Source organism: Pseudomonas sp. PDM27, from assembly GCF_019219205.1.
Taxonomy (GTDB): Bacteria; Pseudomonadota; Gammaproteobacteria; order Pseudomonadales; family Pseudomonadaceae; genus Aquipseudomonas; species Aquipseudomonas laurylsulfatiphila.
Genome location: NZ_JAHUWF010000001.1, coordinates 259120 through 268956 on the forward strand (window position 1 = coordinate 259120; position 9837 = coordinate 268956).

The following is a 9837-nucleotide window of genomic DNA, read 5'->3' on the forward strand; positions in this document are numbered from 1 at the left end:
GGGTTGCCAGACACCTTAGCAAAAAGCATCTGGCAGACCTAGCGGAAAGCATCAGATTAAAAGTTTCAATTCATCTTGAAAGGCCAGTCGCAAGCGCGTTGCGGCAATGTCATGGACTGATATCAAGCTGCATTCTCAGGAAACATTCATCCGTACCCACCACCGTGAATCCTTTGCGCTCGTACAACGCCCGCGCCGGGTTATCTTCAAAAACCGTCAAGCGTAACGCCGGTCGCCGCTCCTGGCGCGCGACCGACAGTACCTGATCGATTGCCCAGGAACCAATGCCCTGCCCGCGAAACGCTTCGACGACCTGCAGTTCGCGGATGTACAACGCTCTGGCATCACGGCTCAAGCTCACATAACCCAGCCACTGATCGCCGGCTGTCAGCAAGCGATTGTCCCGCCCTGCCCAGGCCACGTCAAAAGCTTCGTCCTGCCACATCAGCTCGTGCCGAATGTAGTAGCGCAGCATGTTTTGACAGGTCAGATGGCGGGCGAGGGCCAGGTCCTCTGGCGCGGCCGGACGCCATGCGCAGTCCATCATGCCGGCTCCACGGTGACGACTTCCCCGCTCCAGCCCTCGCTGTTGCGCCGGGCCACAACCATCTGGCTGCCGGTACCGCTGGCGGCCGCAATCAACAAACCGTCCGAGGCCCAGATCGCGCTGCGTCCTGCCGACGCCCAGCCACCTGTCGCGCCACCATGATTGGCCATCAACACCACCATGGAGTGCTCCGCGGCATAGCCTTGCAGCAACGCGGTATCGGCGACGTAGCCGTTTTCCGTGATCAGCACGCCTGCGGCGTAGACACCTGCACCCTGGCACGCCGCAGCAGCGGCATGGCTGGCGTGGGAAAAGTCGGCGCAGACCGCCAGTGCAATAGTGTCTGTCCCGATGGTCAGGGGCTCGCCCCCGGCGCCCGGTGCAAACGCCACTTCTTCCCCAGGATGCAGATGCTGCTTGCTGTAGACCCCAAGCGAACCACCGGCCCCCAGCACCAGTGCACCGATCAGGACCGACGGGTTATCCGGCAATCGAATCGGCATACCGACAACCGCCGTCACACCAACTGCCCGGGCGACGTCCCGCAGCGGTTGCAGGATGGCGGCATCCGGCACAATCGCCAGCTCGGCCGCGAGCCCGCGTTCGTAACCGGTCAGCGACAGTTCTGGGAACACCAGCAACTGCACGCCCTGCTCCGCGGCTGCCGCGATGAAGCGTTGGTGCCTGGCGATATTGCCGGCAAGGTCTCCGGCAATGGAGATCGATTGGGCTGCGGCGATGGTCAGCGGTAACATGAAGCGTCCTTGTGTCGATGTGTTCTTGAACAGACGCAGAGTTTGTCACAACCCTCAGGCCACTCAAGCGATAGAAAACCCTGTCGCCGGCCAATAGCATTTTCTGATTGAATCTGCGCACCGGCCTCTAGTAAGCTCGGTCCATCCATCGGAGACAGACCATGTTCAACACCCTCTCACAGCTTCGTACCGCCAGCGCCCTGCGCTCGGTTGCGGCTGCCCGGGTGAACGACGGTTGTGCTCCGGCCAGCTTTTATTTTGGGTATTGGTTTAGCCACTGGCGCGCCTGATACCCACACGGCGCCCATTTTAAACGGGTCGCCACCAGAGAATTCTCAACCCCCGGTCGGCCTCCCGACCGGGGGTTTTGTTTTTTCAGCCCCAACACTTTTAGCGACACACCAGACATTTAGAGGATTCACAACATGAACTACGCCACTTATTACCGTTACGACAGTTTTACCGCCTGGCGATTTACCACCCTCCGCTCGGGACAGCCTGCCGCCTCCGATCGGTCACCCACAGGTGGCAAGCACACACACACAGCCAGTCTGGCCAATTGTCGAACACCCCAGTAGGGCCGAGCGAGCGGGCACGAACCCGCCACCAGCCCAGGAAGCCTTGAATATGAACTCGTCCGTCTCCGCACTGCCGCTGTCCACCTTGAGCCCTGCCAATGAAGCGCTGACCCTGCGTCTGCCCAGCTCATTGCAACTCAAACAGCAATTGCCCCTCGGCAACCTCCTGACCCAGCAAGTCGCCACCCACCGCCAGGCGGTTCGCGCGATCCTCAACGGTGAAGACTCCCGTCTGCTGGTCATCGTAGGCCCATGCTCGATCCACGATCCGGAATCAGCCCTCGAATACGCCGGCAACCTTGCCCGCCTCGCCACCGAAGTCAGCGACGAAATGCTCCTGGTGATGCGCGCCTACGTCGAAAAACCCCGTACCACAGTTGGATGGAAAGGCCTGGCCTACGACCCGCACCTGGATGGCAGCGATGACATGGCCGCCGGCCTGACGCTGTCCCGCGAGCTGATGCGTGAAATGCTCCGCCTGGGTTTGCCCGTCGCCACTGAACTGCTGCAACCGATGGCCGCCGGCTACTTCGATGACCTGTTGAGCTGGGTGGCGATCGGCGCCCGGACCACGGAATCGCAGATCCATCGGGAAATGGCCAGCGGCCTGGGCATGCCTGTCGGGTTCAAGAACGGGACTGACGGCGGTGTCGCTGTCGCCAGCGATGCCATGCGTTCCGCCGCCCATCCCCATCGCCATTTCGGTGTCGACAGCCAGGGACATCCGGCGATCATTCAAACCCCGGGCAATGCGGACACTCACCTGGTATTGCGCGGCGGCCATCGCGGGCCGAACTACGACAGCGCCAGTATCGCCCGGGTGAACAGTGACTTGGCCCGACTCAGGATTCCGGCCCGGATCATGGTCGATTGCAGTCACGCCAACAGCGGCAAAGACCCGTTGCGCCAGCCGGCCGTGTTCAACGATGTGCTTGAACAGCGTCTGCAAGGTGATCGTTCGCTGATCGGCATGATGATCGAGAGCCATTTGTTCGAGGGCTGTCAGCCGTTGAGTTCGTCAATGCAATACGGTGTGTCAGTGACCGATGGCTGCCTTGGTTGGGCCGGGACAGAACAGCTGTTGCTTGAAGCGGCAGGTCGGCTGCGAGCGCAAGACAACGCCCAATAACCGGCATCACCTGTCCGCCCTCCGGCCTTCATGCGAAGACTGGAGGGCAAATGGCGATCAATGCCCCATCAGGGATTGCACCTGAACCCGCGTCACCCCGGATTGCTGAGAGGTGTCATCAAGACGTTCGACCGAACAGGAAACACGGATCGCAGAATCCCGATGCTCCCTCCAGAACCGGTAGGGAACGATGAATATCAACGGCTCACCCGCGGTGTCTCTGGTGATTTCGCGCTCGTCACAGTGATTGAATTTCTCCCCGTCGCATCTCAGGCAAACCAGCTCCCCTTTTTCAGCCTTGGGGTTTTCGATGACGACGGTCACGCCATCCTGCGCATCAAGCAGATCCACCCAACCTTCGTCGGCTTCCAGCACCATGGGTGCTGGCAGTGGCCCCCGCTCCATCTTGCCAATCATCAGTGCCGTTACTTCAGAGTAACGAGGACCATGCCCTGCTTGCTTGACGCAATAATCGACGGAAACCGTCGAACCCAGATTGAGCGCAACGCACTCCGGACTGACCCAAAACGACAGTTCGCTCCCCACCGCAAAGGACTCGACCTTGAGTGCATCACTGAAACTTGCTTCGACCGAAACGCCAGCCCAGGTCAGCAACACCCAGTCGCCCGCCGTCATGCGCGCATAGGGTTTGATTGTAACGATCGCCCCTTCCTTGACCCGATCCGGATCAAGCGTTCTACCCACCGCGTCGTTCACCGTCGCGGGTAACAGGTCTGACTGCACATCACCCACACATAGCTGTAAACGATCGGAATGCACGAGCCCGGTAAAACGACCGCTCAGGAGCGAGTAGCTGATTTCGAGTGAACCACCGTCGAGCGCCTCGATATAAGCGCTACCCACGGCAAAGATCATGTCCTCGCCGACCCGCTCGTCACTGACAAAACGCGTCACCTGATGATTGCAGGCGAGGCCATCGGCATCCAGCCCCGCCCAATTCAATAGCAATTTGTCCCCGCAGGTCATGCCTGGGTAAGGGCGGACCCTGATCACGGCTTTTCGGTCAGAGGGGTTCAGAACGCCGTTTTCCGCCTGCTCCAGTACGGGCGGTGGCAAGGGTTGCAGTACGAGATTCAAGGTGTCGGGTTCATAAACAGTCATTCATTCGCTCCATTCCCTGGAATAAACACCGAACGGGTGGCCGGCTGTGGATGACGCCTATTTAACCTCACGACTATTCGCCGTGATGTCGGCCTCTCACTCAGCCTCGCTCGGAAAGTCGATACATGTGAAGTAGGTCTTTGATCAAGAGCCAGCTGATTGCCGTGAAAAATCGTCAAACGATTCCGACAAAGCCTCAGAAAATCTTGAGCATTCGCACTTGCTCTATTCCGCTTTCCGGAGGTTCCGACGGACTTTTCATACATCGCGCCAACCTCGAGTGTTTTAGAGTGAAGCGCCATGCAGTCCCGACGAACTTCTGTGCAAAGGTGTGAATATGCAAAGGAATGCAAGCACTCGTTATCCAATACTGCTGATCCACGGCCTTTTCGGCTTCGAAAGAATCGGCAAGTTCGAGCTGTTTCACGACATCAGGCAGGCGCTGAGGAACGCCGGAGCAAGGGTGTTCGTTCCCCACTTGTCGGCCATCCACGACAACGAAGTACGCGGTAACCAATTGCTCATGCAGATCGAGCGGGTACTGGAAGGAACCGGTACACCCAAAGTCAACCTCATCGGCCATAGCCAGGGTGCACTGGCCGCACGTTATGCCGCAGCAGTTGCGCCACACAGTGTGGCATCGGTGACGTCCGTCAGCGGGCCGAACCATGGCTCGGAGCTCGCCGACTTCCTGCGCAAGGCATTGACACCGGGCCGTCTGCCGGAACATGTGGCCGAGGCGGTGGTGACCCTCTTCGCCGACTTCCTCGCAACCTTGAGCGACAACCAGTACCAGCCGCAGAACGCCATTGCCGCCCTCAATGCATTGACCACCGAGGGCGTAGGCGCATTCAACGACAAATACCCGCAAGGGCTGCCCGCCACCTGGGGTGGCGAGGGGCGCGAACGGGTCAACGGTGTTCGTTACTACTCGTGGAGCGGCGTGCTGCAGTCGAATGTGCTCAAGGAAGGGCTCAATGCGCTCGATCCGCTCAACGCTTTCTGTCGCGCCCTTTCCGGCTATTTCGTCACGGAAGCCGGGCAGAACGACGGCCTGGTCGGTCGCTTCAGTTCTCATCTGGGTACGGTTATCCGTTCCGACTATGCGCTGGCTCATCTGGACACCCTTGGCCAACCGACCGGCCAGTTGCGCACAGGTGTCGACCCGATTGAACTGTATGTCCAGCATGCCGAGCGCTTGAGCGCCGCCGGCCTTTGAGCGGCTACCTGCCGTGGATCGCGAATGGAACGGAACTTTGAGGAGAAATAGATCACTGAATCCGGTAGGCTCCGCATTTTACCGAATATTGAAAGGAGTATTTTCCCATGGCCAAAGCCACTGCCCGTCACATCCTTGTTGCCTCGGAAGCCAAGTGCAACGAACTCAAGGCCCAAATCGAGGCTGGCGCCGATTTCGCCGACGTTGCCAAGGCAAACTCCACCTGCCCTTCCAGCCGCCAGGGCGGTGATCTGGGTTCGTTCGGTCCAGGCCAGATGGTCAAGGAATTCGACACCGTGGTCTTCAGCGCACCGCTCAACGTGGTCCAGGGCCCGGTCAAGACCCAGTTCGGTTACCACCTGCTGGAAGTGACCAGCCGTCAGGACTGATCGACACTTGAGCTACTCACACAACGGCCCGCCTTTTGGTGGGCCGTTGTGTTTCCCACGCGTAATTCGGCTGGCGAGGGACGCGCCGCTAGCGTACAAATTGTCGTTAACGACCACCCGGCTCTAAGGCTGACAATGCGACTGGCTTTCCCTACCTTGTTGTTCACGGCCGTGGCCCTGCTGTCGGGTGCCGCGGGCGTGAATGCGGCACCGCAACCGGCAATGACCGTGTACGGCGAACCGGCAAAATACCCTGCCGGCTTCAGTCATTTCGCCTACACCAATCCGCTGGCCCCCAAAGGCGGCACGATGCGCCGATCGGCGATCGAAATCGGGCAGTTCGACCACGTTTTGCCTTACATCGACAAAGGCATCGGCGTCACCCAGATCGACGGTTTGCTCTATTCGCCGCTGGCCCAGCGCTCCCTGGACGAGCCATACACCGTGTACGGCCTGGTGGCAGAGAAGATGGAGCGTTCCGAGGACGGCCTGTCACTGCGTTTTTACCTCAACCCCAAGGCGCGTTTTGCCGATGGCAAAGCCATTACCGCCGAAGACGTGCGCTATACCTTCGACCTGCTGATGACCCAGGGCAGCCTGCGTTACCGCACCCAGTTCGCCGATGTCAAAGGCGTCGAAGTGGAATCGCCGCTGACTATTCGCTTTGATTTCAAGAACAACGAAAATCGCACCCTGCCGCTGGATATCGCGACCCTGCCGGTGTTTCCCGAACACTGGTGGAAGACTCGCGATTTCGCCGGTGGCGGTGGCTATGAAGCGCCGTTGGGCAGCGGCCCCTATAAAGTGGGCAAGATCGATTCCGGGCGCAGCATCACCTTCGAGCGCAACCCCGACTGGTGGGGCAAGGACCTGCCGGTCAGCCGTGGCCTGTACAACTTCGATCATTTCAGCATCGAGTACTTCGGCGATACCGACGTGGCGCGCCAGGTCCTGCGCGGTGGCGCCTATGACTACAACCGGGAATTTTCCGCCACCGGCTATTCCATCGGCTATGACAGCCCGGCCCTGAGCGACGGTCGCCTGCAAAAGGCCCACCTCGCCACTGAGGCGCCGCAGTCGGCCCAGGGTTTTGTGTTCAATCTGCAAAAGCCCATGTTCCAGGACCGTCGCGTGCGCCAGGCGCTGGTGATGCTGTGGGACTTCGAGTGGAGCAATCGGCAGATGATGCGCGACATGTACATCCGCCAGCAGAGCTTTTTCTCCAATACCGATCTCGCCGCCCGGCAACTGCCGGATGCCGGGGAGCTGGCGATTCTCGAACCGCTGCGCGGGCAGATTCCCGACGAAGTCTTCACCCAGGTGTTCGAGGCGCCGAAGACCGATGGCAGCGGCGTGATTCGCGACAAGCAGCTACAGGCCCTGGACTTGCTCGAACAGGCCGGCTGGAAACCCGATGGCGACCAACTGGTCAATGCCGAAGGCGAGCCGTTGAGCTTCACCTTCCTGGTCAGCCAGAACGGCATGGACCGTCTGCTGCTGCCCTATAAACGCACGCTGAAACAGATCGGCATCGACCTCAATATCCGCCGCATCGACTCGTCCCAGTACGTCAACCGCCTGATGAGCCGCGACTACGACATGATCGTCACCGGCTACCCCGTCACCACCTCTCCGGGAGGCGAACTGCTCAATTACTTCGGTTCCGAGGCGGCCACCGACCCGGGTTCCAACAACTACATGGTGTTGAAGAACTCGGCCGTGGACACCCTGATCACCGGGCTGATCAAGGCCAATACCCAGGCCGACATGCTGCATTACGCCCATGCCCTGGACCGGGTGCTGCAATGGAATTACTACTGGATTCCCAACTATTACCCGCCGGGCACCTCGACGGTGTGGTGGAACCGCTTCGGCATCCCGAATGTGCAAGCGAGCAATGACGAAGCCATCGAGAGCTGGTGGGAGATGAGCACCACGCCATTGACCAACCAACAGATGACGGCCGAGCGTATCAGCCGTGGCAAACCCGGAGGGCCGCACTGATGTGGGCTTACATACTGCGGCGCCTGCTGCTGATCATTCCGACGCTGGTGATCATTCTTCTGGTCAACTTTGTCATCGTCCAGGCCGCGCCGGGCGGGCCGGTCGAACAGGCCATCGCACACCTGCAAGGCATTGGTGGTGCCGCGGTTGGCGGCGGTTCCGGCGAGTCCATGAGCGGCAAGTCCCGGGCCAGTCGCGGGCTCGATCCGCAGCTGATCAAGGACATTGAAAAACAGTACGGCTTCGATAAACCGGCACACGAACGCCTCTGGCTGATGCTCACCAGCTACGCGCGCCTGGACTTCGGCAAGAGTTTCTTCCGCGGTGCCACCGTCACCGACCTGATCCTCGAGAAAATGCCCGTGACCATTTCCCTCGGACTCTGGGCGACGCTGATCACTTACCTGGTGTCCATTCCCCTGGGCATCCGCAAGGCCGTGCACCATGGCAGCCACTTCGACATCTGGAGCAGTACCGCGATCATCATCGGCTATGCCATGCCGGCGTTCCTGTTTGCGATGTTCCTGATCGTGGTGTTTGCCGGCGGCACTTCGCTGAACTGGTTCCCCGTTCGCGGACTGGTCTCGGACAACTTCGAATCGCTGTCGACCATTGGCAAAGTGGCCGATTACTTCTGGCATCTGGTGTTGCCGGTCACCGCACTGGTGATTGGCGGTTTCGCCACGCTGACCATCCTGACCAAGAACTCGTTCCTCAATGAAATCACCCGCCAGTACGTGGTCACTGCCCGGGCCAAGGGTTTGAGTGAACGACGGGTGCTCTATGGACACGTGTTCCGCAACGCCATGCTGCTGGTGGTGTCGGGCATTCCCCAGGCGTTCATCAGTGTGTTTTTTGCCGGCTCCCTGCTGATCGAAGTGATCTTCTCCCTCGACGGCCTGGGCCGCATGAGTTACGAAGCAGCGGTATCCCGGGACTATCCGGTGGTGTTCGGCTCGTTGTTCATCTTCACCCTGTTCGGTCTTTTGATAAAACTGGTCGGCGACCTCTGCTACACCCTGGTCGACCCGCGTATCGACTTCGCCGCGAGGAACGCCTGATGCTCAAGCTTTCACCGCTGGCGCGTCGGCGCTTCGAGCGTTTCAAGAAAAACCGTCGGGGCTGGTGGTCGCTCTGGCTGTTTGTCGGCCTGTTCCTGATGACCCTGGGCGGCGAACTGATCGCCAACGACAAACCGCTGATGGTCAGCTATCAAGGCCAGTGGTACTTCCCGGTGTTCAAGCGCCACACCGAACAGGAGTTCGGCGGGCAACTGCCGTTCCAGGCCGACTACCGCAGCGACTACGTACAGCAACTGATCAAGAAGGATGGCGGCTGGTTGCTGTTTCCACCGATTCCGTTCAGTGACGACACGCCCAACTATGAACTGAACAAACCCGCCCCCAGCCCGCCCACCAGCGTCAACTGGCTAGGCACCGACGACCAGGCACGGGACGTTCTGGCCCGGGTGATCTTCGGCGCCCGGGTGTCGATCCTGTTTGCCTTGATGTTGACGTTTGTCAGCGCGCTGATCGGCATCGCGGCCGGGGCCCTGCAAGGCTATTACGGCGGCTGGGTGGATTTGCTCGGCCAGCGCCTGCTGGAGGTGTGGTCCGGGTTGCCGGTGCTGTACCTGCTGATCATCCTGTCGGGTTTCGTCGAACCGAATTTCTGGTGGCTGCTGGGAATCATGGCACTGTTTTCATGGCTGGCCCTGGTGGACGTGGTGCGCGCCGAGTTCCTGCGCGGACGCAACCTGGAATACGTCAAGGCCGCGCGCGCGCTGGGCCTGACCGACCGCAAAGTCATCGTCCGGCACATTCTGCCCAACGCCATGAACGCGACCTTGAGCTACCTGCCATTTATTCTTACCGGGGCGATTTCCACCCTGACGGCACTGGACTTCCTCGGCTTCGGCATGCCGGCGGGCAGTGCTTCCCTGGGTGAACTGATCGGCCAGGGCAAGCAGAACCTGCAAGCGCCGTGGCTGGGCCTGACGGCGTTCTTCACCCTGGCGCTGATTCTTTCTTTACTGGTGTTTATCGGCGAGGCGTTGCGAGACGCCTTCGATCCGAGATCTTGAGCGGACGGCGG

Annotated in this window: 9 protein-coding genes; 6 read left to right on the forward strand and 3 right to left on the reverse strand. The window is 60.1% G+C overall.

The features are described from left to right. Nucleotides 1-109: 109 nt before the first annotated feature. Nucleotides 110-544: an N-acetyltransferase gene (locus tag KW838_RS01315; RefSeq protein WP_218500603.1), complete on the reverse strand. Its 435-nt coding sequence runs from the start codon at nt 542-544 to the stop codon at nt 110-112. Then, nucleotides 544-1302, reverse strand: coding sequence for a carbon-nitrogen hydrolase family protein (locus KW838_RS01320; RefSeq protein ID WP_218500094.1), 759 nt, complete (start codon nt 1300-1302; stop codon nt 544-546). Before KW838_RS01320 ends, KW838_RS01315 begins: the two co-directional genes overlap by 1 nt. A 627-nt stretch (nt 1303-1929) precedes the next feature. Here KW838_RS01320 and KW838_RS01325 point away from each other — a divergent pair. Beyond that, nucleotides 1930-3009 (forward strand): 3-deoxy-7-phosphoheptulonate synthase, encoded by a 1080-nt coding sequence (locus tag KW838_RS01325; RefSeq protein WP_102702668.1) that lies wholly within the window; start codon nt 1930-1932, stop codon nt 3007-3009. Between the two features lie 57 nt (nt 3010-3066). On the opposite strand, the gene KW838_RS01330 is transcribed toward KW838_RS01325, so the two are convergent. Next, nucleotides 3067-4131 (reverse strand): hypothetical protein, encoded by a 1065-nt coding sequence (locus tag KW838_RS01330; protein ID WP_218500095.1) that lies wholly within the window; start codon nt 4129-4131, stop codon nt 3067-3069. 337 nt (nt 4132-4468) lie between these two features. On the opposite strand from KW838_RS01330, the gene KW838_RS01335 reads away from it, so the two are divergent. The 5 genes from KW838_RS01335 (at nt 4469) to KW838_RS01355 (ending at nt 9826) form a co-directional block, all read left to right on the forward strand. Continuing rightward, the gene (locus KW838_RS01335; RefSeq protein ID WP_218500096.1) at nt 4469-5350 is read left to right on the forward strand and encodes a triacylglycerol lipase; all 882 of its coding nucleotides are present in this window, start codon (nt 4469-4471) and stop codon (nt 5348-5350) included. 107 nt (nt 5351-5457) lie between these two features. Continuing rightward, nucleotides 5458-5739 carry a peptidylprolyl isomerase gene (locus tag KW838_RS01340; RefSeq protein ID WP_007974703.1) on the forward strand — a complete coding sequence of 94 codons (282 nt, stop codon included), beginning with the start codon at nt 5458-5460 and terminating at the stop codon, nt 5737-5739. A gap of 135 nt (nt 5740-5874) precedes the next feature. Beyond that, the gene (locus KW838_RS01345) at nt 5875-7743 is read left to right on the forward strand and encodes an extracellular solute-binding protein (RefSeq protein WP_218500097.1); all 1869 of its coding nucleotides are present in this window, start codon (nt 5875-5877) and stop codon (nt 7741-7743) included. Continuing rightward, nucleotides 7743-8804 (forward strand): microcin C ABC transporter permease YejB, encoded by a 1062-nt coding sequence (locus tag KW838_RS01350; RefSeq protein WP_102702664.1) that lies wholly within the window; start codon nt 7743-7745, stop codon nt 8802-8804. Before KW838_RS01345 ends, KW838_RS01350 begins: the two co-directional genes overlap by 1 nt. Then, complete coding sequence (locus KW838_RS01355; RefSeq protein WP_102702663.1) at nt 8804-9826, forward strand: ABC transporter permease; 1023 nt, start codon at nt 8804-8806, stop codon at nt 9824-9826. Before KW838_RS01350 ends, KW838_RS01355 begins: the two co-directional genes overlap by 1 nt. Nucleotides 9827-9837 lie beyond the last annotated feature (11 nt).